The organism is Mesorhizobium sp. BHscii, assembly GCF_053848065.1.
The window spans coordinates 114,369-137,705 of record NZ_JBSPKW010000001.1 but is presented as its reverse complement, the minus strand read 5'-3'; the positions used below and the strand labels follow the sequence as shown (position 1 = coordinate 137,705).

At 62.2% G+C, this 23,337-nt stretch carries 19 protein-coding genes, 1 tRNA gene and 1 pseudogene; 7 read left to right on the top strand and 14 right to left on the bottom strand.

Annotated features, from left to right (window positions below; genetic code table 11):
- Window positions 1-15 precede the first annotated feature (15 nt).
- From ACWTU7_RS00700 to ACWTU7_RS00670, 7 genes and pseudogenes are all read right to left on the bottom strand, one after another.
- Window positions 16-1,980 carry an acetyl/propionyl/methylcrotonyl-CoA carboxylase subunit alpha gene (locus ACWTU7_RS00700; RefSeq protein ID WP_455837331.1) on the bottom strand — a complete coding sequence of 655 codons (1,965 nt, stop codon included), beginning with the start codon at window positions 1,978-1,980 and terminating at the stop codon, window positions 16-18.
- 241 nt (window positions 1,981-2,221) lie between these two features.
- The gene (locus tag ACWTU7_RS00695; RefSeq protein WP_455837628.1) at window positions 2,222-2,599 is read right to left on the bottom strand and encodes a hypothetical protein; all 378 of its coding nucleotides are present in this window, start codon (window positions 2,597-2,599) and stop codon (window positions 2,222-2,224) included.
- Window positions 2,600-2,704: 105 nt separating this feature from the next.
- Window positions 2,705-3,247, bottom strand: a complete 543-nt coding sequence (locus ACWTU7_RS00690) for an O-acetyl-ADP-ribose deacetylase (RefSeq protein WP_127211893.1) — start codon at window positions 3,245-3,247, stop codon at window positions 2,705-2,707.
- A gap of 1 nt (window position 3,248) precedes the next feature.
- Entirely contained in the window at window positions 3,249-4,856 is a 1,608-nt protein-coding gene (locus ACWTU7_RS00685) for a carboxyl transferase domain-containing protein (RefSeq protein ID WP_455837330.1), read from the bottom strand.
- Between the two features lies 1 nt (window position 4,857).
- Entirely contained in the window at window positions 4,858-6,021 is a 1,164-nt protein-coding gene (locus tag ACWTU7_RS00680; protein WP_455837329.1) for an isovaleryl-CoA dehydrogenase, read from the bottom strand.
- A gap of 73 nt (window positions 6,022-6,094) precedes the next feature.
- Window positions 6,095-6,748, bottom strand: coding sequence for a TetR/AcrR family transcriptional regulator (locus tag ACWTU7_RS00675; protein WP_455837328.1), 654 nt, complete (start codon window positions 6,746-6,748; stop codon window positions 6,095-6,097).
- A gap of 255 nt (window positions 6,749-7,003) precedes the next feature.
- Window positions 7,004-7,962: pseudogene (locus ACWTU7_RS00670) on the bottom strand (IS5 family transposase).
- Window positions 7,963-8,249: 287 nt separating this feature from the next.
- Between ACWTU7_RS00670 and ACWTU7_RS00665 the strand changes: the two are divergent.
- The gene (locus ACWTU7_RS00665) at window positions 8,250-9,236 is read left to right on the top strand and encodes an IS5 family transposase (RefSeq protein WP_455837327.1); all 987 of its coding nucleotides are present in this window, start codon (window positions 8,250-8,252) and stop codon (window positions 9,234-9,236) included.
- A 165-nt stretch (window positions 9,237-9,401) separates the two neighbouring features.
- On the opposite strand, the gene ACWTU7_RS00660 is transcribed toward ACWTU7_RS00665, so the two are convergent.
- On the bottom strand, window positions 9,402-10,514 hold the full coding sequence (locus ACWTU7_RS00660; protein ID WP_455837326.1) for a pyridoxal phosphate-dependent aminotransferase: 1,113 nt from the start codon (window positions 10,512-10,514) through the stop codon (window positions 9,402-9,404).
- Window positions 10,515-10,655: 141 nt separating this feature from the next.
- Between ACWTU7_RS00660 and ACWTU7_RS00655 the strand changes: the two genes are divergently transcribed.
- Window positions 10,656-12,335 carry a tetratricopeptide repeat-containing sulfotransferase family protein gene (locus ACWTU7_RS00655; protein ID WP_455837325.1) on the top strand — a complete coding sequence of 560 codons (1,680 nt, stop codon included), beginning with the start codon at window positions 10,656-10,658 and terminating at the stop codon, window positions 12,333-12,335.
- A gap of 547 nt (window positions 12,336-12,882) precedes the next feature.
- Here the strand turns inward: ACWTU7_RS00655 and ACWTU7_RS00650 are convergent.
- On the bottom strand, window positions 12,883-14,061 hold the full coding sequence (locus ACWTU7_RS00650; protein WP_455837324.1) for a porin: 1,179 nt from the start codon (window positions 14,059-14,061) through the stop codon (window positions 12,883-12,885).
- A gap of 477 nt (window positions 14,062-14,538) precedes the next feature.
- Here ACWTU7_RS00650 and ACWTU7_RS00645 point away from each other — a divergent pair.
- Window positions 14,539-14,629: transfer RNA gene (locus ACWTU7_RS00645), tRNA-Ser, on the top strand.
- A gap of 100 nt (window positions 14,630-14,729) precedes the next feature.
- Here ACWTU7_RS00645 and ACWTU7_RS00640 read toward each other — a convergent pair.
- Both ACWTU7_RS00640 and ACWTU7_RS00635 read right to left on the bottom strand, forming a co-directional pair.
- Window positions 14,730-15,629: an alpha/beta fold hydrolase gene (locus tag ACWTU7_RS00640; RefSeq protein WP_455837322.1), complete on the bottom strand. Its 900-nt coding sequence runs from the start codon at window positions 15,627-15,629 to the stop codon at window positions 14,730-14,732.
- Window positions 15,630-15,794: 165 nt separating this feature from the next.
- Entirely contained in the window at window positions 15,795-17,834 is a 2,040-nt protein-coding gene (locus ACWTU7_RS00635) for a lytic transglycosylase domain-containing protein (RefSeq protein WP_455837321.1), read from the bottom strand.
- 332 nt (window positions 17,835-18,166) lie between these two features.
- Here ACWTU7_RS00635 and dapA point away from each other — a divergent pair, with 332 nt between their 5' ends.
- From dapA to ACWTU7_RS00620, 3 genes are read left to right on the top strand one after another with little or no spacing between them, the layout of a single operon-like run.
- Window positions 18,167-19,048, top strand: coding sequence for a 4-hydroxy-tetrahydrodipicolinate synthase (dapA, locus tag ACWTU7_RS00630; RefSeq protein ID WP_455837320.1), 882 nt, complete (start codon window positions 18,167-18,169; stop codon window positions 19,046-19,048).
- A 25-nt stretch (window positions 19,049-19,073) separates the two neighbouring features.
- Window positions 19,074-19,553 carry an SsrA-binding protein SmpB gene (gene smpB / locus ACWTU7_RS00625; RefSeq protein ID WP_006202221.1) on the top strand — a complete coding sequence of 160 codons (480 nt, stop codon included), beginning with the start codon at window positions 19,074-19,076 and terminating at the stop codon, window positions 19,551-19,553.
- Window positions 19,554-19,581: 28 nt separating this feature from the next.
- Window positions 19,582-20,352, top strand: coding sequence for a glycoside hydrolase family 25 protein (locus tag ACWTU7_RS00620; protein WP_455837319.1), 771 nt, complete (start codon window positions 19,582-19,584; stop codon window positions 20,350-20,352).
- An 18-nt stretch (window positions 20,353-20,370) separates the two neighbouring features.
- Here ACWTU7_RS00620 and ACWTU7_RS00615 read toward each other — a convergent pair whose 3' ends face one another.
- Window positions 20,371-20,733, bottom strand: coding sequence for a winged helix-turn-helix transcriptional regulator (locus ACWTU7_RS00615; protein ID WP_455837318.1), 363 nt, complete (start codon window positions 20,731-20,733; stop codon window positions 20,371-20,373).
- A gap of 103 nt (window positions 20,734-20,836) precedes the next feature.
- Between ACWTU7_RS00615 and ACWTU7_RS00610 the strand changes: the two genes are divergently transcribed.
- On the top strand, window positions 20,837-21,850 hold the full coding sequence (locus ACWTU7_RS00610) for a zinc-binding alcohol dehydrogenase family protein (protein ID WP_455837317.1): 1,014 nt from the start codon (window positions 20,837-20,839) through the stop codon (window positions 21,848-21,850).
- 26 nt (window positions 21,851-21,876) lie between these two features.
- On the opposite strand, the gene ACWTU7_RS00605 is transcribed toward ACWTU7_RS00610, so the two are convergent.
- Window positions 21,877-22,539, bottom strand: coding sequence for a uracil-DNA glycosylase (locus ACWTU7_RS00605; protein ID WP_455837316.1), 663 nt, complete (start codon window positions 22,537-22,539; stop codon window positions 21,877-21,879).
- Window positions 22,540-22,550: 11 nt separating this feature from the next.
- On the bottom strand, window positions 22,551-23,132 hold the full coding sequence (locus ACWTU7_RS00600; protein ID WP_029354483.1) for a LabA-like NYN domain-containing protein: 582 nt from the start codon (window positions 23,130-23,132) through the stop codon (window positions 22,551-22,553).
- Window positions 23,133-23,337: the final 205 nt, after the last annotated feature.

The window sequence follows — 23,337 nt, the reverse complement described above, 5'->3', positions numbered from 1 at the left end:
ATGAAGGAACAGCGGTCAGACGTGGGCTTCCTCGGCAAAACGCACCAGCACGGTCCCGTCGGTGACTTGTGCGCCTTCCGCTGCGATCTCGGCGATGGTCCCGTCATGAGTGGCGGAAATCGTGTGCTCCATCTTCATCGCTTCCAGGATCAACAGCGGCTGACCCTTGATGACGGCCTCGCCTCTTGCCGCGCGCACCAGCTTGACCAGGCCCGGCATCGGCGCGCGCAGGCTGTCAGAGCCGGCGGCGATTTCGTCGCCCCTCGCCAGCGGGTCCGGCACCGCGAAGCTGTAGCCGATGGCGCCCGAAAAGACAGTGACATGGCCCGGCCAGCGGGCGAGGCGAGGGTCGGCGCGAAGATCGAGCGGACTGGCGCTGTCATAAGGTGCGTCCAGTGCCACTTGGAAGCGCTTGTCCGGCCGCACCGACAAGAGCGCGACGATCTCATCATTGCCGTATCGTAGCCGCGTGCGCCGCGGAACAGTGTGGAAATGCGAATAACCGGCAAGCGACGACCACGGATCGTTGGACGGCGCCTGAGTCACGGCGCCGGACGCCGCAAATGCGGCTGCGGCGACGATCTCGCTGCTCGGCGGCGGGACTGCGGTCAGCGCTTGCTGATGCCTATCGATCAGGCCGGTATCGACATCGCCTGCCGAAAAGTCCGCATCAGCGGCAAGAGCAGCGAGAAAGGCGGTGTTGACAGTCGAGCCGGCGATCTCGGTCTGCGAAAGGGCTATGCCCAGCGCTTCGAGTGCCGCCTGCCTGCTCTTGCCGTGCACGATCAGCTTGGCGATCATTGGATCGTAGAAGGGCGAGATGGCATCGCCGGCCCGCACGCCGGTCTCGATCCGCATGCTGGCGCCCTCGGGCGCGGAATCCGGAAATTTCAGGTGATGCAGCGTGCCCGTCGCCGGCAAAAAACCCTTTGCCGCGTCCTCGGCATAGATGCGCGCTTCGAAGGCATGGCCGGAGAACGTGATCTCGCTCTGCATCTTCGGCAGCTTCTCGCCGGACGCTACCCGCAACTGCCATTCGACCAGGTCGATGCCTGTGACCATTTCGGTGACGGGGTGCTCGACCTGCAGGCGGGTGTTCATTTCCATGAACCAGAAGCGGTCGGCCTTCAGCCCTTGCGAGGCATCGACGATAAACTCAATCGTGCCGGCGCCGGAATAGTTGATCGCCTTGGCGGCCTTCACCGCCGCCTCCGTCATCGCCTTGCGCAATGCCGGCGTCATGCCGGGGGCAGGGGCTTCCTCGATCACCTTCTGGTGGCGGCGCTGCGCCGAGCAGTCGCGCTCGTAGAGATGCACGACATTGCCGAAGCTATCGCCGAATACCTGAACCTCGATGTGGCGCGGCTTGTCGATATATTTCTCGACCAGCACGCGGTCGTCGCCGAAAGCGGCCTTGGCCTCGCGCCGCGCACCCGACAACGCTTCGGAAAAGTCGTCGGGATGTTCGACGCGCCGCATGCCCTTGCCACCGCCACCGGCGCGCGCCTTGATCAGCACGGGATAGCCGATCTCGCGTGCCTTGGAGGCGAGCAGCACGATCTCCTGCGCCTCGCCGTGATAACCCGGCACAACAGGCACGCCGGCCTTCTCCATCAGCCGCTTGGCCGCGTCCTTCAGTCCCATGGCGCGGATCGAGGCCGCCGACGGGCCGATGAAGACGAGCCCCGCCGCCGTCACCTGGTCGACGAAATCAGGGTTTTCCGACAGAAAACCGTAGCCCGGATGGATGGCTTCCGCGCCGGCGGCCAAAGCCGCCGCGACAATCTTGTCGCCGCGCAGATAGCTTTCGCCGACAGGCGAGGCGCCGATATGCACAGCTTCGTCGGCCATCGCGACATGCAAAGATTTCGCATCGGCATCCGAATAGACCGCGACCGTGCGCACGCCCATCTTGCGCGCCGTGCGGATGACCCGGCAGGCGATCTCACCGCGATTGGCAATCAGGATCCTGGCGAACATGGGACCTCCGCGAGTAAGGTTCCAACCCCGCGGGGGGCAGGGCGCTTGAACACCCCCCTCTGTCCTGCCGGACATCTCCTCCTCAAGGGGGCAGATTGGCAGCTTCGCCCTCCAGTCGAACTTTCAACGTCGCAGTTTGGCGGAAGCAGTAGCGACAGCCGATCTCCCCTCTTGAGGGGGAGATGTCCGGCAGGACAGAGGGGGGTGCTGTCCCGCCAGCCTGTCCTTGCGGAAGCAGCGCCTACTTCGACGCCGCGATCGCGCAGCCGCCGCTGGCGGTCTTGACCTTCCACCTCGTCAAGCCGGACTGACAGTTGCGCAGCGCCATCTCTTCCGCAGCCTTCTGGGACGGCGCATTGAGTCTCGAGCCACAGATGATATAGAGGTCGACCACGCGCGAATAAAAGCTCGTCGCATAAGCGGAATGCCCGCTGGCTGCAACATAGGCTTTGTAGGCCTTCGGGCAGTCTCCCGTCGAACCTGGCGGAAAATGGACTGCGAAACGGCGGTCGCCTTTGCTTCCCGCCAGCGATTCCGCTGTGCCAACGGCTGGCGCCGCTAATATAAGCAACCCCGCAAGTATAGATACAGTTGTTTTCTGAAAAAGTCGCAGTCTCATCTTCGCCCAATCCCCATTGGTATTTGCAAAGAGCAATAGCCGCAATTTTTCCGCGTGACCAGTACCCTGGTTGTAAATGAGTCTGAATAATGTGGATCGTACTTTTCATCGGTGCAGATCACCCTTCGCCAGGGCAGCAACGGTTTGCCGGTACAGTTCTGCCGTCTGCTGGTCGAAGCAGCAGAAGGTGACGGTTTCCGGAAGCGCGTTGTGGCCGATGAAGGCGCTCACCGTGCCAACGGCGATCTGCGTCGCCTGGTCCTTTGGATATCGGTATACACCGGTCGAGATCGCCGGAAATGCCACCGTCCGGCAATCCTTGGCGGCGGCGATTTCGAGCGACCGGCGGTAGCAGGAGGCGAGCAGCTCGGCTTCGCCCTTGTCGCCGCCTTGCCAGACCGGGCCGACCGTGTGGATGATGTAGCGTGCCGGCAGCCTGTAGCCCTTGGTGAGTTTTGCGTCGCCGACCTTGCAGCCATTTAGCATCCGGCATTCAGTCAGAAGTTCAGGCCCGGCCGTCCGGTGAATGGCGCCGTCGACGCCTCCGCCGCCTAAGAGCGAGGTGTTGGCGGCATTGACGATGGCATCGACCGCCAGCTTGGTGATGTCGCCGGTATGAACGCGAATTCTGTGGTCGATTTCGCTCATCTCACATCCTGAACACGCCGAACCGTGTATCCTCGATCCCGGCGTTCAGCGCCGCCGATAGGCTGAGCGCCAGCACCTCGCGCGTCTTGGCCGGGTCGATGATGCCGTCGTCCCAGAGCCGGGCGGAGGAATAGAGCGGGTGGCCTTCATGCTCGTATTTCATCAGGATCGGTCTCTTGAATTTTGCCTCTTCCTCTGCGCTCCATTCTCCGCCTTTGCGCTCGATCCCCTCGCGCTTGACGACGGCCAGCACGGTGGCCGCCTGCTCGCCGCCCATTACCGAAATGCGGGCATTCGGCCACATCCACAGGAAGCGAGGCGAATAGGCGCGTCCGCACATGCCGTAATTGCCGGCGCCGAACGAGCCGCCGATGATGATGGTCACCTTCGGCACGCGCGCCGTGGCGACGGCCATCACCAGCTTGGCGCCGTCCTTGGCGATGCCGCCGGCCTCGTACTTTCGCCCCACCATGAAACCGGTGATGTTTTGCAGGAAGATCAGCGGGATCTTGCGCTGGCAGCACAGCTCGATGAAATGCGCGCCCTTGAGGGCGCTTTCGGAGAACAGCACGCCGTTGTTGGCGATGATGCCGACCGGCATGCCGTTGAGATGGGCAAAGCCGGTGACCAGCGTGGTGCCGTAATTCTGCTTGAACTCGTCGAACTCGGAGCCGTCGACGATGCGCGCGATCACTTCACGCACATCATAGGGCTGGCGCAGATCGGTCGGCACAATGCCGTAGAGATCATCGGCTGCATGAAGCGGCGGAATCGGATCGCGAAGTGCCAGCCCGATCTCCTTCTTTCGATTCAGGTTCTTGACGATGCGGCGGGCGATCGCCAGCGCGTGCTCGTCGTCCAGCGCATAATGGTCGGCAACGCCGGAAAGCCGCGTGTGCACATCGGCGCCGCCCAATTCCTCCGCGCTGACATCCTCGCCGGTAGCGGCCTTCACCAGCGGCGGACCGCCGAGGAAGATGGTCGCCTGGTTGCGCACCATGATTGTCTCGTCCGACATCGCTGGCACATAAGCGCCGCCCGCCGTGCACGAGCCCATGACGCAGGCGATCTGCGGTATGCCTGAAGCCGACATGTTGGCCTGGTTGTAGAAGATGCGGCCGAAATCGTCGCGGTCGGGAAACACCTCGTCCTGGTTTGGCAGATTGGCGCCGCCGCTGTCGACCAGATAGACGCAAGGCAATTTGTTCTGCAGCGCGATTTCCTGTGCGCGCAGATGCTTCTTTACGGTCAGCGGATAATAGGTGCCGCCCTTCACCGTGGCGTCGTTCACGACGACCATGACTTCGGTGCCTTCGACGCGGCCGATGCCGGCGATGATGCCGGCCGATGAGATGTCTTCGCCATACATCGACCACGCCGCGAACTGGCCGATTTCGAGGAAGGGCGAGCCGGTGTCGAGCAGTTGGGCCAGGCGTTCGCGCGGCAAAAGCTTGCCGCGGCTCTGGTGCCGTTCCCGCGCTTCCTCCGAACCGCCACGCTCGACGGTTGCCGCCTTTTCCGCAATGTCGGCGACCAACGCCCGCATGCGCTCGGCATTGGCGCGGAACGTGTCGGATGCTGGCGAGATCTGGGACTGGAGCGTAGCCATCTTATACCCCCTCCGCCATGATTTCGCGCCCGATCAGCCAGCGACGGATTTCGCTGGTGCCGGCGCCGATCTCATAGAGCTTGGCGTCGCGCAGAAGCCGGCCGGTCGGATAGTCATTGATGTAGCCGTTGCCGCCCAGCAGCTGAATGGCGTCGAGCGCCATCTGCGTCGCCTTCTCGGCAGCGAACAGCACGCAAGCGGCGGCGTCCTTGCGGCTCGTCTGGCCGCGGTCGCAGGCGGCGGCGACGGCATAGACATAGGCGCGCGCGGCATTCATCGTCGTATACATGTCGGCGAGTTTGCCCTGCACCAGCTGGAACTCGCCGATCGGCTGACCGAACTGCTTGCGCTCATGCACATAGGGGATCGCCACATCGAGGCACGCCGTCATCAACCCGAGCGGGCCGCCGGCGAGCACCGTGCGCTCGTAATCGAGGCCCGACATTAGCACCTCGACACCACGCCCTTCCTCGTGAAGCACGTTGCCGAACGGCACTTCGACATTCTCAAACACAAGTTCGCCGGTGTTCGAGCCGCGCATGCCGAGCTTGTCGAGCTTTTGCGCGACGGAAAACCCGGCCATCGATTTTTCGACGATAAACGCGGTGATGCCGCGCGAATGGAGCTCCGGATCGGTCTTGGCGTAGACGACCAGTGTTTCGGCGTCCGGGCCGTTGGTGATCCACATCTTGGTGCCGTTGAGAACGTAGCGGTCGTTGCGCTTTTCGGCGCGCAGTTTGAGCGATACGACGTCGGAGCCGGCGCCGGATTCCGACATTGCCAGCGCGCCGACCTTTTCGCCGGTGCATAGAGCGGGCAGATGTTTCTCCTTCTGCGCCGGCGTCGCCCAGCGATTGATCTGGTTGACGCAGAGGTTGGAATGGGCGCCGTAGGAGAGGCCGACCGAGGCCGAGGCGCGGGAAATCTCTTCCATAGCGACAACATGAGCGAGATAGCCCATGCCGGTGCCGCCGAAATCCGGATCGGCGGTGATGCCGAGCAGCCCGAGCCCACCGAGCTCGGCCCACAGATGCGCCGGAAATTCGTTCGAACGGTCGATCTCGGCGGCGATCGGCGCGATCTTGTCCTGGGCGAAGCGCCGCACCAGGTCGCGCAACGCCTCGATTTCTTCGTCAAGCCCGAAGTTAAGTGTGTGCGTGTACATGCCGTTCCTCCCGGCGCATGACCCCGAAAATCGAATTCGATCTTCGCGGTGGATCATGCGCAAAACCAAAATGCTACAACGTCCTTTGCTCGCCGGAAGGGGCTGCGACGCTGTAGGTCTTTGTCGCGCCGTGGGCCTTTGCTCCAACCAGGCGCATCGTCATTGAAAGATATGTGGCGGTTACCTCCGAGATCGATAGCCGCTCGCCCGGCCGGAACCAGACGATGACCCCGGTCATCATCTGGATCAGCGCCATGGCAGTCAGACCTGTGTCTTCGACGCTGAAGTCGCCGGCCTCTGCGCCGTCGCGCAGAATGGCGCGCAGCTCCTTTTCATAGGTCGTGCGCAGGCGCAGGATCTGCGTCAGGCGATCATGCGAAAGGCTGCGCAATTCCATGTTCGAGACATGGGTGGAATGGCGGCGTTCGATGTGGAAGGCGATGTGGTTTTTGACATAGGCGGCGAGCCGCGTCGCCGGATCGGCCGCGGCCGGGCGCGCCGCCTCCCACGCCTCGATCAGCCCTACCATGTGCTCGCGCAACAGCGTGAACAAGAGGTCTTCCTTGGTCGGGAAATAGCGGTAGAGCGCCGCCGCCTGCACGCCGACCTCGGCGGCCAGCTGGCGCATCGACATCGCCTCGTAGCCAAGACGCGCGATCAGGCTGACCGCCGCCTCGCGGACCGCAGCTTCGGTCTTTTCCCCGTCCGAACCGGTCGTGCGCGCCATGGTCACCTCATCGAGAAGCGTGATAATAAAATGAACGTTCAATTAATTCAAGGGATGTGGATCGAACGTTCCGGCAGGCGAGACGGCGCAAGCCGCGCGGCTCTTCCTTCTCCCCTTGTGGGGCTGTTGCACAGTTGCGAGCGAAATCTGGCGGCGGCGAGATTGCAGCGGTTGTTCGCTTGTTTGCGGGGGATTTGGCGTCTTGTTTGGGTTCAGGCGGCGGTCCGGCCCTGTGTGGCCGGAATCCGGGCGCACCTATCCCGTGATGGCCACCCATCGGCGCATGTTGAAGGCGATTGCTGCCATCGTCACCTGGCCTGCTGCCCTGGCCAGTCCGACATAGCGGATCGTGGTCAGCTTCCTGCGGTTCTTGAGCGTGGCGAAGGTGGTTTCCACTGTCGCCCGGCGTCTGGCGATGAGGCGGTTGTAGTGCTTGATCCGCGGCGGCAACTCGGGATGGTGCTTGTTGGGACGGCGCGCAATGCGGGCTTTCTTACCCTCGGCCTTGAGCCGGGCGCGGCGCGCATGGGTGTCATAGGCGGCGTCCGCCCAGATCTCCCTCTCGTCGCCACGGATCAAGGCATCGGCCATCACCGTGTCGTTGACGTTGGCCGGTGTGGTGATCACCGTGCGGATCAGTCCCGAGCCCTCGTCGACGCCGACATGGGCCTTGTAGCCAAAGGTGAACCCGCCCTTGCCCTGCCGTGCGGTGAAGCGGGCATCCGCATCCTTCGACGGCCGCTCGCCCGTCGGCGGCGACGAGACCGCATCGATCAGCGTTGCATCCAGCATCGTGCCGCGCTTCAGGATCACGCCGGCCTTCTCCAGCTGCCGGTCCAGTTCGCCAAACAGCTTCTCCAGCAGCCCTTCGCTGACAAGCAGGTTGCGAAAGCGCGAAAGCACCGTGTGGTCGGGAATGCTCTCCTCAAGACCCAGCCCGACGAAGCGCCGGAACGACAGCCGGTCGCCAAGCGCTTCCTCCAGCTCCCGTCCGAGAGCCCATAGAGCGACTGCAGCAGCAGCGCCTTGAACAGAACCAGCTGCGGCCAGGCAGCCCGACCGGGACCGCCATCGCGCAGCGGTGCGAGCAGCTTCTCGAAGCGATACCACTTCACCAGATCCGACAACCGGTCGAGCTGCGAAGAACCGCCCGCCAGCTTGCTGCCCAGAAAAGCCTCCGCAAGACTCAACTGACCCGTCCGCTTCACCGCCATCGTGATTCCCTCCGAACTTCCATCTCAGAGAATCACAAACCAAGAATTGTGCAACAGTCCCCTTGTGGGAGAAGTTGGCCTCGCCCACGGGTCTTGCCTCCGGCAAGCCCGAGGACAGGCTCCGCGAGGTCGGATGAGGGGTGTTCCAGCTTGGCACCGCCGGCACTCCGTCCAACACCCCTCAACCGTCTCAGCGCTACGCGCCGATCCACCTTCTCCCACAAGGAGGCCTTTGCACAGAATCTGATTGTGATTCTGTAGTGTTGGTCACTACGGGAGATTCGCGGATGGTTGATCGTGTGCTTGGTCAGTTGAGCTTGGCGGACGGTCTTGCGGTGTCGGATGAGACGATCTTCGATCTTGTTGCGAAAGAGATCGACTGGGGTCCGATCGACGGGCTTTTGGGCGCACGCAGCGGAGCCGGGCCAGGCACGGCCAGCTATCCGGCACCGGTGCTGATGCGCTGCCTGTTGTTGGGTGTATGGCATGGGCTGAGCGATCCGGCGCTGGAGGCACAGATCCGCGACCGGCTGTCGTTCCGCCGCTTTGCCGGCTTCAGCCTCTCGGATCGCACGCCTGATCATTCGACGCTGTGGCGCTTCCGCGAGGAGCTGACGCGCGAGCGGCTGATCGACAAGGTGTTCGAGGAGATCAACCGCCAGCTTGAGGAGAAGGGCCTGACCGTCAAGCGCGGTACTCTGGTCGATGCCTCGTTCTTGCAAGCTCGCGGCCGCCCGCCGAAACAACCCAAGAAGGGCCACCAGGGCCCGGTCAAGCCATCGGCGGACAAGGATGCGCGCTGGGGCAAGAAGGGCAAGAAGGGCACCTTCGGCTACAAGATGCACATCGGTGCCGACCAGGATCATACGCTGATCCGGCGCGTCGAGGTGAGCGACGCCTCGGTCACCGACACCGAGCCGGCCGACGCACTGATCAGCGGCGATGAAAAGGCGGTCTATGGCGATCAGGCTTATTATACCCACGCCAGACATGCCCGGTTGATCGAGGCAGGCATTAAGGACCGCCTGATGCGGCGACCCAACAGACATCATCCCAAGCTGCCGCCGCGCCAGAAGCTGCGCAACCAGCTGATCGCCAAGATGCGGGCGGCGGTCGAGCGGCCCTTCGCCGTGTTCAAGGAGACCTATGCCATGCGGCGTCTGCGCTTCTTCAACCTCGCCGCCAACCGCACGCAATGCATACTGGCCGCCTGCGCCTACAACCTGCGCCGCATGATCAGCGCCCTCCATCCGCCTGGCGAGAAGCCGGCATAAGCAGGAGTCCGTCCACAATCGGCCGGATCGGCCGATTGCTCTGGCAAATGTCTTGCCGAACGGCCAAGCAGCGCTTCGCCGGCCCCCAAAGGAGGCCGATGCCCCCACCCGACGTCCATACGCCTTCTCTGCAAAGGCCTCACAAGGGGAGAAGGTGGAGCGCCTTCAGTTCCCCCGTGCCGCCGCCAACGCGCCCGGAAGTTCCTCAGCAAAAATGTCGAGCTCGTGGTCGAGGCCGACGCTGACCCGGATGCAGCGGTCGAGCACCGGCACCATCGGCTTGCGGATGAACACGTCGTGCGACAGCAGCGCCTGCAGCACGTTCAGCGCGAAGGCGCCGTCGCCGCCGCAGTCTATGGTGACGAAATTGGTCGCCGAGGGCAGCGGCTTCAGCCCGTTGGCCTCGGCGATCTCGGCGATGCGCCGGCGGCCGGCAGCGACCCGCGTCACCACGCTTTGTAGATAGTCCTGATCGGCAAGCGCCTCGACGCCGGCGATCTGCGCCATGCGGCTGACGCCGTAATGGTTGCGGATCTTCTCGAAATCGCGGATCACCTGGGCCTCGGCCACCGCATAGCCGCAGCGTATACCGGCCAGCCCGTAGGCCTTCGAGAAGGTGCGCATGCGGATGACGTTCGGCTGCGCGACATCGATCGGCGGCAGCGCCGAGGCCGGGCCCAACTCGCCATAGGCCTCGTCGAGCACCAGCATTGTGGTCTCCGGCAGGGCTTCGATAAAGCGGATGAGTTCGGCCGCTTCCCACCAACTGCCCATCGGGTTGTCCGGGTTGGACAGGTAGACCAGCGCCGCATTTTCTTTGCGCACCGCAGCCAATAGGCCGTCCAGGCTTTCCCGGTCGTTCTCGTAGGGAACCGGGACCAGCCGGCCGCCGACGCCGGCAATATGGAAATTGAAGGTCGGATAGGCGCCGCGCGAGGTGACCACCGCGTCGCCCGGCGCCACATACATGCGCGCCACCAGGCTGAGCAACCCGTCTATGCCTTCGCCGACCACCACGTTTTCGGCACTGACGCCAAGATGCGCAGCGACAGCCACCTTCAAATCGTGATTGTCGGGGTCGCAATACATCCACATGTCGCGGGCGAGGCCGGCCATGCGGGCGACGACGCGCGGCGAAGGGCCAAAGCTGCTCTCATTGGCGCCGATGCGGGCGCGAAACGCACGACCCCGATCACGTTCCTGTGCCTCCGGGCCGACAAACGGCACCGTCGAGGGAAGCGCACTGACGATCGGCGTGAGGGGAGGGCGCTGGCGCATGGCAAAGGCTCGTTCGAAAAGGGCCTTCTTGCTAGCGCGGCACAGTTGGCCGCGCAAGCTCCCGCCTTGGCTGCAACCAGCATGCTGGATTTCCCCCGCTCTTTTTGCTAGCGAGATATCTCTTTTTGCTAGCGAGATATCATGAACAATCGACTCCCACCTGCTTGGTCAAAGCACATCAAGCCCGGACCCGCGCCGAAAGCGAAGGGGCCGATAGCGAAGCCTTTAGTGAACCTGCAGAAAGGAAACGCCCAATCGCGTGCGCAGGCCGACGACGCGCTGCTGAAACAGGCTTATGCCCTTCAGCAGGCCAAGCGGCTTGACGAGGCTCAGGACCTTTGCCTTCGGGTTCTGGCGCGCACGCCAAACCATCCGCTCGCCTTGTACATCCTGGGGACCTTATATCTGGGTTACAATAATGAGATGGCCTTGCGATATTTCGCACGGGCGGTCGGCGAGGAGCCTGGAAATCCCTATTATCACCTCAGCCTGGGTGAAGCCTATCTGAAGGTCAGCGAATATACGCCAGCAATCAAGCATATGCAGTATGCCTTGAAACTGCAGCCCGGCCTTATCGAAGCACTTTGTGCATTGGGGCGAACTTATATTGCGTTCGACAAACCCGACATGGCATTGCCGCTCTACGAGAAGGCGCTGAAAATCAACCGCGACCATCCCAAGGTTCGAGCGGGTCTGGCCAGCGCGCTCAGCGGCTTGGGGCGTATGGATGAAGCCGCCGTCTACCTGAAAGAAGCGATCGAACGTCGCATCGAGGTGCCGGCTGCCTACAACGACCTTGTACAGACACGAAAGTTCACCGAAGAGCCCGAGGAACTCCAATCCATCCTTCGCGAACTCGGTAATCCGAAACTTGGTTCGGAAGCCGCCCAGCAACTCCATCACGCCGCCGGTAAGGTGCTGAACGACCTCAAGCGCTATGAAGAGGCGTTTGCCCATTTCAACAGGGCGAAACAGGCCTCTGGCTATAAGTTCGATCTCGACTCGTATAGTCGCTGGATCGACTCGATGATTGAAACGTTCACGCCGGATTTTTTAGCTGCCAGGGCGGGCTATGGAAATCCTTCCGCAGTGCCTGTATTCGTGGTTGGCATGCCCCGTTCGGGGACGACGCTCACGGAACAGATCTGCGCCAGCCATCCCGATGTTCATGGTGCAGGGGAGCTTAGCAAACTAAGGCGGGTCGCGAATGCGATCGGTCTCAAACCCTCATCGGCTAGAGATTTGAGCCGGCCAATCATGTCGATCACGGAGGACCTGTCCAGAACGCTGGCTGAAGAGCATCTGTCCTATTTGCGGGAGCGGGCACCTGCCGCACTTCGTGTAGTGGATAAGACGCCGCACAATTTTGAACTGATCGGCCTGATCGGCCTTCTGCTTCCCAACGCGCGCATCATTCATTGCCGTCGTGACGCCATCGACAATTGCGTCTCTTGCTTTGTCCTGAACTTCAGCGATGGACACAGCTACAATACCGATCTGCGAACACTAGGCCTGTATTATCGCGAATATGACCGCCTGATGCAGCATTGGAACAAGGTTTTTCCGGGCCTTATCTTCGAAAATCGCTACGAAACGCTGGTTGATGACCAGGAAGCGCAGTCGCGCCGCCTCATAGATTATCTTGGGCTGCCTTGGGACGACGCCTGCCTGCGCTTTTTCGATCGGGATGGTTCGGTCAACACGCCCAGTCGCTGGCAGGTTCGTCAACCGATTTACAAATCGTCGGTCAAGCGCTGGAAGAATTATGAAAACGAAATTCAGCCGCTTATACAGTCGTTGGGCGATCTTGCAGAGATTTGACTTGAGGTCGGCAATCCACATTGCGTGGACCGCGAGGTCGCAAGCGCATTAGGCTTGCTCCCAACCGACCTTCAGCCGCCAATCCCAACGAACAGCTAAATGCCAGTAGCCGTCTTCCCCCGAAAGGGCGGGAACGAACTCCCTATTCTGTTCCTTGGCAAGCGCTGCTGCGGTGCAGAATCTTTCGAGAGGGATAGCGCCCCCCTCTGTCCTGCCGGACATCTCCCCCACGAGGGGGGAGATGGCCGTCATTGCGGCTTTCGCTGATTCTCCAACCTTGATGAACAGGCGCTGTCAGCGAAGCTGCCGATCTCCCTCCTTGTGGGGGAGATGTCCGGCAGGACAGAGGGGGCGCGATAGATCGCTGCTGCTTTCATTCTGCGCAGCCGATCGGCTTCCAACTGTCAGAAATCACAGACCAAGATCCAGCACAGAACGACCATGGCCGGTATCGGCCGCGCCATACATTCCGCCCTTGACAGCCACGCCGATACGAAAAAACCCGGCGGTTGCCCGCCGGGTTCGATTTCAGTCAAAACGCTGCTGATTAGAACGAGCGCTGGAAGCGGAGCTGGCCGCCGAAGTTGTCGTCGTCATCGGCACCGGTCCAGTTGCTGACGCTCTCATCACCAAGATGGAAGTAGGAGGCTTCAGCCGTGATCGTCAGGCCGGGGACGATATCGTAGGCGATGTTCGCCACGACGCCGAGATTCTCGCCCTCGTCATACGAGATCTGGGTGTTGAACGAGGTCTTCTCGTTGATGGTGTAGGTGCCACCGCCCCAGAGTGCCCAATTGCCGCTCCACAGCTTGTACATGCCGCGGCCGCCGGCGGGGAATGCGAAGCCGCCATCCGTGTAGTTGTCGTCCGTGCCGTAGCCGGCCATGATGAACAGCGACAGGTTCTCCATCGGGGTGACGTCGAGGCGAACCTTGCCGGCCACTTCTTCATAGTTGCTGTCGTAGGCAATGACGCCGGTGATCGCGCCCCAGCCCTGCGTCCACTTCACACCGCCGACGACATGCGGGACGTAGCTATCGATCGTGAAGTCGCCGTAACCTTGTTCGAGCGAAACCACGGCGGAGAAGCCGTTGCCGGCGTCGAAATAGTACTGGACGACGTTGGTGTCGAAGCCGCCGTAGGGAACCAGCGTATCGTTCATGACGCTGCCGGCGTAGCCGATGAACGTATCGAAGGCCGATTCGTCCTTACCGACACGGAGACCACCGAGCTGGATCCAGGCGAAGTTCAGCGAAACGGTGCGGTTCTCGGCGTTGTTGGGGAAAAAGGTCGTGACGTAATCCCCAACGTCTGGGTCGTATACGGTTTCGCTGCCGGCGCGGCCTTGAGTGTTGCCGAAGTTGAAGCGGGTCTCGGTGTAGGTCTTCAAGGTGCCGAGCTCGGTTTCCTGGCCGGTCCAGGTCTTCAGCGTGAAGCGAGCGCGCTTCCAATAGGTGTCGTTCTCGTCACCGTCCTCTTTGTCCCAGTTCGTCGCACCGGTGAACGTGCCGACGTCGCCGACGCCGATGTCATAGCGGACATAGCCGCCGATGCGCAGGCAGGTTTCGGTGCCGGGGATGTAGAAGTAGCCAGCGCCGTAGACGTCACAGATGCGGACGTATTCAGCGGGTTCCGGCTCGGCAACGACGACGGCGTCGGCGGCGCGCGCACCAGAAACTGCGACCAGTGCCGCAGCGGAGCCAAGAAGAAGGCTCTTGATGTTCATTTTCTGACCTCCAGTCAAAAGTTAAAAAACGGGTCTGGGTATTCTTTGCTGAAGGACAGCGTTCCCTGCCCCATCCCCACTACCGAAAAAGATGCGCACCGCGCCGCTCCTTCGAATTCGACATTACCCATGAGGCGGCGGCGTTCAACCACCATCGTATCGGCGAAAGGTCTGCGCAGGCGCTATCCCCCTGCCTTGTTGCACAAATGACACGATTTGGCCTCACTCGGAAAGCTCCCGTTAACCATTGAGCTATCGGAAACCCTTGGGCGAGACCTTTGCAATCCGGCCGATTCCGACAATTGCCCGCCGGAATTTGCCCGCCGGAATTGCGACGATGTCGTGAGTCGCCGGCCGAGGGATTGCCGCAGAATCGCCGCATGGCGAAAGCGCCATTTGGCGGAAGCCGGTTTTTTCAATGATAATCGCGCCGGCTTGTTGATTGTGCCGGCGCTTTTCTTTATCCACCGGCGCAACGGAGAGGTGGCCGAGTGGTCGAAGGCGCTCCCCTGCTAAGGGAGTAGAGGTCAAAAGCTTCTCGTGGGTTCGAATCCCATCCTCTCCGCCATCCTGCTTCGCGCTGGGCGCTTCGCAGGATAAGTCCCCCTTTCCGCGAAAGCATGATGCGCTGCGGCACTGCCTCAAACAAATTCCTCAGTTGTCGAGCATTAGCTCGAGCCGATGCGTTGCTCGGCCATTTCAAGAAAATTGGCGATGGCGCCGGGCAGGCCGCCGGTCTCGAGGAAAGGCGCATGGCCCTGGCCCTCGACCGTAATCGTCTCGACCCAAGGGTGACGCTTTCGCATCTGTTCGAGCGTCTCGGCGGAAAGCAGCTTCGAATTGGCGCCGCGGATGGCGAGCAAGGGTATGGCCGCCAGCGCCTCGAACTGCGGCCACAGATCTGCCAGTGGCTGAGTAAGATCGAGACCCGCCAGCGTATCGACCAGCTTCGGGTCGAAATCCGGCACCAACCCCTGATCCGTCTCTCGGTAGAGGGCCGATACCATCCGCTCCCAATCCGCCTCGGTCAGAGCTGGAAAGTCGCTGCTATGCGCGCCGCACTGGGCGCCGATCGCCTCGGCATGGGTTTTCGGCTTTGGTGTCTGCTCGAGATAGGAGCGGATATAGGCGAGACCGCTAGCCTCGACCACCGGGCCGATGTCGTTGAGGACGACGGCTTTAAGGACGGCCGGCCGCATCGTGCCGAGCACATGGGTGATCAGCCCGCCACGCGACGTGCCGATGAACGCCGCCGCCTCGATGCTCAGCGCCGCCAACCCGGCGAGGATATCACCGGCTTCAACGCCGATATTGTAATGGCCGATATCGGGGTCGTAGGCGGATTGCCCGCGCCCGCGGTAGTCGAAAGCGACAATTTTTCGCGAACCTTCCGCCCGTCGCGACAGGTGCAGCGCCAGCTCATGAAAATCGCGGCAATTGCGGGTCAGGCCAGGCAGGCAGACGACCGGCCAGTGTTCGGAATTCGCTTCGCCGTAGACACGGGCGTGAAGTTGCAGCCCGTCCGGCGAGGCGTAGAAGAAATCGGAGAAACCCTGGTCGCTGGGCATCTAGACGTGGTTCCTCGCTGCTGCCGGATAGTCTCCGACTGCTACAGGCGAGGGAAGGTGCGGTCAAATCGGGAAGGCTGACCGGCGAAACTGCCGATCTCCCCCTCGTGAGGAAGATTGGCCGTCATCGACGCATTCGCCAAGCTCGAACGCCGTCGACGCTCTTCAACTCCGCCCGTTCACCAAATCTCCAACGATATCGTACTTGCCGGAAATGCGCATCTTGTAGACTTCGTAATTCTCCATCACGCGCTGGACGTAACTTCTTGTTTCCGTATAAGGAATCCGCTCGATCCAGTCGACTACTGAGTCGATGTCCTTGCCGCGCGGATCGCCATATCTAGCCACCCACTGGGCGGCGCGGTTGGGGCCGGCATTGTAGCCGGCGAAGGTCAGCACATAGGAACCGTCGAAGCGGCCGAGCTGCTCGCCCAGGAAGGCGGCGCCAAGCGTCGCATTGTAGCCGGCGTCGGTGGTCAGCCGCGCCTGCGAGAAGGTCATCCCGGCCTTCTTCGCCAATTGCCTGGCGGTCCCCGGCATCAGCTGCAGCAGCCCGCGCGCGCCGGCGCTGGAGACGGCGCCGATATTGAATTCGCTTTCCTGGCGAGCGATCGCATAGGCCAGCGCCTTGCCGGAGCCGGAAATGTTGGCGGTGGCGGGAATGACGCCGAGCGGATGCGACAGCGCGCCGACATCGATGCCGCGCGCGCCGGCGATCTTGCCGATTTTCAGCGCCAGGAAATGGTTGCCCTGCTTTTCCGCCATAGCGGCGAGCAACGCCAGCTCTCCGGGACTGGTCAACTGCCCGGCGAGGTCGCGATAAAGCGTGTCGGCGTAGCGCTCATAGCCCGCCTCCTGCAGCCGCTTGATGGCGCTGACCGCCTCGCGATTGGCGAAATTCCGCTGATCGGCGGCGCTCGGCTGCGGATGGGCGATGTTGAGGACCTGCCGGCCGACGCGCTCGCCGGCGAGCTGGCCGTAAAAGGTCGTGCCGTAACCAGCGGCACGGGTGAAATTATCCTTCGCACTGCCGGGACCGCCGGCTGCGGCGGCACGGCCGAGCCAGTAATAGGCGCGCGACAGCGAGATCGGCCCCTGGGCGAGATCGGCGATCCGTGCGAAATGCCTGGCAGCGGTGTTGGGCTCGTTGAGGCCGCGCAGCGCGTACCAGCCGGCATGAAACTCCGCATCCGCCGCGTTGGCAGCACTTTCGGCGGCGTGGGCTGCGACTATTTTGTAGGCGGTCTTCATGTCGCCCTGGTCGACCAGTTCGCGCGACAGCACCCGGCGCTCGGCCCACCAGGCATCCGGATCGATCAGTGCGCTGCGGTCGCTCGGCGCCTTCATCATCACTGCGGCGGCGTCGGAAAACTTCTGCTGCTTGCGTAGATATTGGGCTTGCGCGAAGAGATAGCCGGCCGAACGCTGCGCAGCGGGCACCGCCTTCAGCAGTTTGGCCGCTTTCTTGTCGCCCCTGTCCGCCGCTGCCCAGGCATCGGCCAGCTGTTGGGCGCCGGCAAGGCCGGCGACGCGCAGCGCGGAATTGACCCGGTCGGCATAGAACATGCGCTCCATGCGAAAGCTGTGGTCGGCGGCGGCGATGAGCTTGCCGAATTCCCAGATGATCGCCGCTTCGTCCTTGGCTTCCAGTTTCTCAGTGCGCCAGAAAGGCGACAGCACCGAGCGCGCTGCCTCGACGTTGCCCTGCGAAACATAGGAGCGGGCGAGGATGACCACGCCCTCGACTGTCTGCGGTTGGCTGCCGCCGAATGCCTGCACCACGATCTCAGGCGCGGGGTTTTCGCGATAGAGCGCGCGCTCGCTGTTCTTGCGCAAGGCGATCAAGCCCGGCCAGTTCGGCAGCATTTTCGCAGCATCGGCGATGTCGCCGCTTGGCACCTTGTCGCCGCCGTAGAGTGCGATCGCCCAGGCAAGGATGTGCCGGTCGAGCGAATTGACCGGCAGGGTTTCGCGCACTTGAAGCGCACCGGCGATGTCGTTTGCCGCCAGCGCATCGAGGCCGCTTTTCAGCCTGGCGACACTGACGGATGGAGATCCCGTATCGTGCAGGCCCGTATCCTGCAGGTTTGGTATCGGTATGGCCGACGTGACCTGCACATCGATCTTGCCCGCGGCCACAAGGCTCGGCGTCAGCAGGAGAATTGCGCCAAGCAGCGCAAAAAAATGAGGCTGCCTGGTCGGCATGGTCTTCATCATTTCCTGTCTACACATTACCAACAGGCACAGATCAACCGAAGCCTAGTTGGCTGTGATGAAGAGCCCGTAAACAACGCTATCGAGGCCTTTCAAATTGCGCTTGCTGGCATTACCACCATGCTTGCCGCGCAACAGTGTCGAGACTATGGTGCGCCGCTTCGCTTTCGGCTAGAAGGCGCGCACGACAAAACACCTACAGCGCCGTGCGTCGTCTCAGACGCGCAAAGGACGCTGTAGCACTTTAAATTTGGCGCATGATCCCCAGCGAAAATCGACTCCGATTTTCGGGGTCATGTGCTAGTCCCAGGGAGTTGGACGACATGCTGAGAGGCTCGCTTACCGCGCTCGTGACACCGTTCGAAAAGAGCGGCCGTTTCGACGAGAAAGCCTTTCGCGCTCTCGTTGCCTGGCAGATCGACGAAGGCACGACCGGTCTGGTTCCGGTCGGCACCACCGGCGAGTCGCCGACGCTGTCGCATGACGAGCACCGCCACGTAGTCAAAGTGTGCATCGAGGTCGCCAAGGGCCGCGCTCCGGTCGTCGCCGGCGCCGGCTCCAACAACACCGAGGAGGCGGTTGGCCTGGTGCAATATGCCGAGAAGGCGGGCGCCGACGCTGCACTCGTCGTCACGCCTTACTACAACAAGCCGACGCAGCGCGGTCTCTACGCCCATTTCGCCGCCGTCGCCAAGGCGACCAGCCTGCCGATCATCATCTACAACATTCCGCCGCGCTCGGTGATCGACATGACGCCCGAGACGATGGGCGAGCTGGTGCGTGACTTCAGGAACATCATCGGCGTCAAGGATGCCACCGGCAAGGTCGAGCGGGTTTCCGAGCAGCGCGCGACCTGCGGCAAGGATTTCATCCAGCTTTCCGGCGAGGATGCCTCGGCGCTCGGCTTCAACGCCCATGGCGGCGTCGGCTGCATCTCGGTGACGGCGAATGTCGCGCCGCGGCTGTGCGCCGATTTCCAGGAGGCGACGCTTTCCGGGGAGAACGCCAAGGCGCTGGACTTGCAGGACCGGTTGCTGCCGCTGCACAAGGCGATTTTCCTGGAGCCCGGCGTGTCCGGCGCGAAATATGCGCTGTCGAAGCTCGGCAAGGTCGAGAACGTGCTGCGTTCACCGCTGGTCACCGTCGAGCAGTCGACCGCCGAGAAGATCGATGCAGCCATGAAGCACGCCGGCTTGATTAATTAGGGATGAGGCGCCACCTCTCCGCATCATGAATCAAGTCAGAAAAGCCGATCCCAACAACAAGACCGTTGCGGAAAACCGCAAGGCGCGGTTTTCCTATGAGGTGCTCGACACGATCGAGGCCGGCCTGGTGCTGACCGGCACCGAGGTGAAATCGCTGCGCCAGGGCCAGGCCAACATCCAGGACTCTTACGCCTCGGTCGAGGGCGGTGAGATCTGGCTGATCAACTCCTATCTGCCGGAATATCTGCAAGCCAACCGCTTCAACCACGAGCCGCGCCGGCGCCGCAAACTCCTGCTCAACAAGCGCGAGATGGCCAAGCTGTCGCAGAGTGTCGATCGCGAAGGCATGACGCTGGTGCCGCTAAAAATCTATTTCAACGACCAGGGCCGGGCCAAGCTGCTGCTTGCCGTTGGCCGCGGCAAGAAACTGCACGACAAGCGCGAAACCGAAAAGCAGCGCGACTGGTCGCGCGAGAAGGGCCGGCTGCTGAAGGAGCGTGGGTAGGCTGGGAGCCACTCTTTTGAAGGACCGGATGAAGAACCGGATCGTCCTTTGGGGTGCGGCCAGCCTGATCCTGGCGTGCCTCGTCGCGGCCGGCGGCTATTTCTACCTCCGTCCGTTTTCTCCGGATCGCGGCAAGTATCCGGTCAGGGGCATCGACGTTTCCCATCACCAGCGGCAGATCGACTGGCAGCGTGTTGCCGCCGACGATGTTGCCTTCGCCGTCATCAAGGCAACCGAGGGCGGCGACCACGTCGATGATGCCTTCGACGCCAATCTGCGCGAGGCCCGCGCGGCTGGTTTGGCAGTCGGTGCCTATCATTTCTTCACCTTCTGCAGGCCTGGCGCCGATCAGGCGAAGAATTTCATCTCCGTCGTGCCGCGCGATCAACCGCTGCTGCCGCCGGTGGTGGATATCGAGTTCGTCGGCAATTGTCCGCGGCGGCCATCGCCCGAAGAATTGAATGTCGAACTCTCGGCTTTCCTCGGCCCTGTCGAGGCAGCTTTCGGCAAAACGGCGATCCTCTATGTGACCGACGAGGCCGCACGGGCCTACGCCGGCCAGATCGTCGGTCGCCCGCACTGGGTTCGTTCACTGGCGCTGTGGCCAGGTCATGACGACTGGATCTATTGGCAGTACCACGACAGCGGTCGCGTCGACGGCGTCAGCGGCGATGTCGATCTGAATGTCCTTCAGGGCGGGCAGGAAATGCTGACTACGCTGTTCGCGGCGCCACCTGAATCCATCCCTTCAGAAACCCGCGAACACCCTGAACGGATTCAGGGACATCGCTTCCGGTAAGGTGCCTCTCTGCCGCTCTTACGCCGCGGCTTGCGACGTCTGCGGACCGAGGGCCACATTTGCATCGCCCCAGGTTTTCAGGGCGGTGATCACCGGTTCCAGGCTCCTGCCGCGCGGCGTCAGGCTGTATTCCACTTTCGGCGGCACCTGCGGATAAATCTTGCGGGCGATCAGCCCATCCGCCTCCAGCTCGCGGAGCTGATTGGTCAGCATGCGTTGCGTGCAATTCGGTATCCGCCGGCGAATCTCGTTGAAGCGCAATGTGCCCTCGAACAGATGGTAGAGCACGACGCCTTTCCACTTTCCGTCGATATAGCGGAGCGTTCCCTCCACGGTGCAGCCCGAGCTGCAATCAAATCGCTCGTGGCGAATGCGCGGCATAACGGTATCCTTTTCTACACTATGTGCTTTATATGTGCATTCTTGCGCATGGTGATCGTAGACAGCATTTCTATCCCTTACAACAGCGATCACGGAGATGAAGATGCGCGCCGTCGGTTATCAAATTCCAGCTCCCATCACGGACGAGGCCTCCCTCGTCGACATCGAACTGCCGAAGCCGGACCCCAAGGGACGCGACCTGCTGGTCGAGGTGAAGGCGATCTCGGTCAACCCGGTCGACACCAAGGTGCGGCGCAACATCGCTCCCGAAGCCGGCCAATGGCGGGTGCTCGGTTGGGATGCCGCCGGCCGGGTTGTCGCGACCGGCCCGGGCGCTGAGCTCTTCAGGGTCGGCGACGATGTCTTCTATTCAGGCGCCCTTGCGCCGCAAGGCACCAATGCCGAGTTCCATTGTGTCGACGAGCGGCTAGTCGGCCGCAAGCCGACCTCACTCGGCTATGCGGAAGCAGCAGCGCTGCCGTTGACGGCGGTCACTGCCTGGGAGACCCTGTTCGATCGTCTCGACGTCAGAAAGCCCGTTGCGGGTGCGGCACCCGCCATCCTGATCATCGGCGGCGCCGGCGGCGTCGGATCGATCGCAGTGCAGCTTGCGAGACAGCTGACCGGTCTGACGGTGATTGCCACCGCGTCGAGGCTCGAAACACGGGACTGGGCGCTCGGGCTCGGCGCCCACCATGTCGTCGATCATTCCAAGCCGCTGGCGGCCGAAGTCGCAGCACTGGACATCGGTGCCCCTAGCTTCGTGTTCTCGACGACGAACACTGACGAGCATCTGGCCCAGATCGCCGAGTTGATCGCGCCGCAAGGACGTTTCGCGGTTATCGACGATTCGAAATCGCTCGACATCAATCCTTTCAAGCGCAAGAGCGTCTCGGTGCATTGGGAGTTCATGTTCACCCGCTCGATGTTCGAGACGGCGGACATGGCGGCGCAGGGCGAATATCTGAACGAATTGGCGAGGCTCGTTGACACTGGCGCGATCCGGACGACGCTTGGCGAGACTGGCGGCCTCATCAATGCCGCCAATTTGAAGCGCGCCCATGCGCTGATCGAGAGCCGCAAGGCCAAGGGAAAGATCGTCCTGGAGGGCTTCTAGCCAACTGACGGCGGCGCGTCCGACTCTTATTTCTGCAAAAACTCTTCTATCTGGCTGAAGACGTAGACGAACATCTCTTCGGTCAGGACGCCGGTGTTGGTGTTGTAGCGCGAGCAGTGATAGCTGGAAAATAGCGTCACGCCATTGGTTTGCTGCTGCCCGCCATGCTTGAACGGATAAGCAGCAACACGTTGGCCGAGCGCCCGCACCGTCGACTGGTGCGCGATCGAGCCCAGCGCCAGCACGGCGCGCAGGTTCTTGAACCGCGCGATCGTCGGCACCAGGAACGTCCGGCAGGTGGCAATCTCGGCGCCGACCGGCTTGTTGTCCGGCGGCACGCAGCGCACCGCATTGGTGATCGCCGTGCCGACAAGCTCCAGCCCGTCATCGGGCCGCGCCTTGAATTGGCCGCGCGCAAAGCCGTGCGCGATCAGCGTGTTGTAGAGGAGGTCGCCGGCATAGTCGCCGGTAAAGGGACGTCCGGTGCGGTTTGCACCGCGCAGGCCCGGCGCCAGTCCGACGATCAGCAGCCGCACCGCATCCTCGCCTTCGGGCGGAAGGAAGGTCGGCACCGGCGCATTGAACCAGGACGGCTCGCGCTGCCGCCATTGCGCGATAAAATCGTGCAGCCGCGGGCAGAGCGGGCAGTCGCGATCGGGCTCGGGGGAGGCGACCAAGGGGGCGGTCAAGACCCCCGCCGTCAAAAATCGTCCTCGTCGACTTCAGCCGGCTCGGGCCGGCGCACCGGCCGCTCGGAGGGATCACGGCCGACTTCGTTTTTCAGCGTCATCAGATCGATGAAATGGTCGGCCTGGCGGCGCAGGTCGTCGGAGATCATCGGCGGCTGCGATGCCATGGTCGAGACGATCGACACCTTGCGCCCGCGCCGCTGCAGCGCCTCGACCAGTGTGCGGAAATCGCCGTCGCCGGAAAAGATGACATAGTGGTCGACGACATCGGCAAGTTCCAACGCATCGACGGTCAACTCGATGTCCATATTGCCCTTAATCTTGCGGCGGCCGGTCGAGTCGGTGAATTCCTTGGCCGGCTTTGTTACTACCTTGAATCCGTTGTAATCGAGCCAGTCGATCAGCGGCCGGATCGAGGAGTATTCCTGATCCTCGACCAGCGCGGTGTAGTAGTATGCACGCAGCAGGTAGCCGCGCTTCTGGAAGCTCGACAAAAGCCTGCGGTAGTCGATATCGAAGCCGAGCGCGCGCGACGTGGCGTAAAGATTGGCACCGTCGATGAAAAGAGCGATTTTTTCACGAGGGTCGAACATGGAAATGTTCCTTTTCGAAAATAAGCGGTCGTCTAAATGCGCGTGCCTATCGGTCGGCTTGAAATAACCGGCTGACCTTCGTCATTCGAGATAACGCCGGTTTTACGGCAATCCAAGGGTATGATGCTGTATAGCAAGCAATTGTGATCGGTGCCGTATCGTCGCAGGCGGCGCCCCCAGACTCGCCTTGGCCCGGCCTTACTCC

Excerpts from the sequence above, each read along its gene's own strand:
- ACWTU7_RS00700 (WP_455837331.1), bottom strand. The coding sequence starts at position 1,980 with ATGTTCGCCAGGATCCTGATTGCCAATCGCGGTGAGATCGCCTGCCGG.
- ACWTU7_RS00695 (WP_455837628.1), bottom strand. The coding sequence starts at position 2,599 with ATGAGACTGCGACTTTTTCAGAAAACAACTGTATCTATACTTGCGGGG.
- ACWTU7_RS00690 (WP_127211893.1), bottom strand. The coding sequence starts at position 3,247 with ATGAGCGAAATCGACCACAGAATTCGCGTTCATACCGGCGACATCACC.
- ACWTU7_RS00685 (WP_455837330.1), bottom strand. The coding sequence starts at position 4,856 with ATGGCTACGCTCCAGTCCCAGATCTCGCCAGCATCCGACACGTTCCGC.
- ACWTU7_RS00680 (WP_455837329.1), bottom strand. The coding sequence starts at position 6,021 with ATGTACACGCACACACTTAACTTCGGGCTTGACGAAGAAATCGAGGCG.
- ACWTU7_RS00675 (WP_455837328.1), bottom strand. The coding sequence starts at position 6,748 with ATGGCGCGCACGACCGGTTCGGACGGGGAAAAGACCGAAGCTGCGGTC.
- ACWTU7_RS00665 (WP_455837327.1), top strand. The coding sequence starts at position 8,250 with ATGGTTGATCGTGTGCTTGGTCAGTTGAGCTTGGCGGACGGTCTTGCG.
- ACWTU7_RS00660 (WP_455837326.1), bottom strand. The coding sequence starts at position 10,514 with ATGCGCCAGCGCCCTCCCCTCACGCCGATCGTCAGTGCGCTTCCCTCG.
- ACWTU7_RS00655 (WP_455837325.1), top strand. The coding sequence starts at position 10,656 with ATGAACAATCGACTCCCACCTGCTTGGTCAAAGCACATCAAGCCCGGA.
- ACWTU7_RS00650 (WP_455837324.1), bottom strand. The coding sequence starts at position 14,061 with ATGAACATCAAGAGCCTTCTTCTTGGCTCCGCTGCGGCACTGGTCGCA.
- ACWTU7_RS00640 (WP_455837322.1), bottom strand. The coding sequence starts at position 15,629 with ATGCCCAGCGACCAGGGTTTCTCCGATTTCTTCTACGCCTCGCCGGAC.
- ACWTU7_RS00635 (WP_455837321.1), bottom strand. The coding sequence starts at position 17,834 with ATGCCGACCAGGCAGCCTCATTTTTTTGCGCTGCTTGGCGCAATTCTC.
- dapA (WP_455837320.1), top strand. The coding sequence starts at position 18,167 with ATGCTGAGAGGCTCGCTTACCGCGCTCGTGACACCGTTCGAAAAGAGC.
- smpB (WP_006202221.1), top strand. The coding sequence starts at position 19,074 with ATGAATCAAGTCAGAAAAGCCGATCCCAACAACAAGACCGTTGCGGAA.
- ACWTU7_RS00620 (WP_455837319.1), top strand. The coding sequence starts at position 19,582 with ATGAAGAACCGGATCGTCCTTTGGGGTGCGGCCAGCCTGATCCTGGCG.
- ACWTU7_RS00615 (WP_455837318.1), bottom strand. The coding sequence starts at position 20,733 with ATGCCGCGCATTCGCCACGAGCGATTTGATTGCAGCTCGGGCTGCACC.
- ACWTU7_RS00610 (WP_455837317.1), top strand. The coding sequence starts at position 20,837 with ATGCGCGCCGTCGGTTATCAAATTCCAGCTCCCATCACGGACGAGGCC.
- ACWTU7_RS00600 (WP_029354483.1), bottom strand. The coding sequence starts at position 23,132 with ATGTTCGACCCTCGTGAAAAAATCGCTCTTTTCATCGACGGTGCCAAT.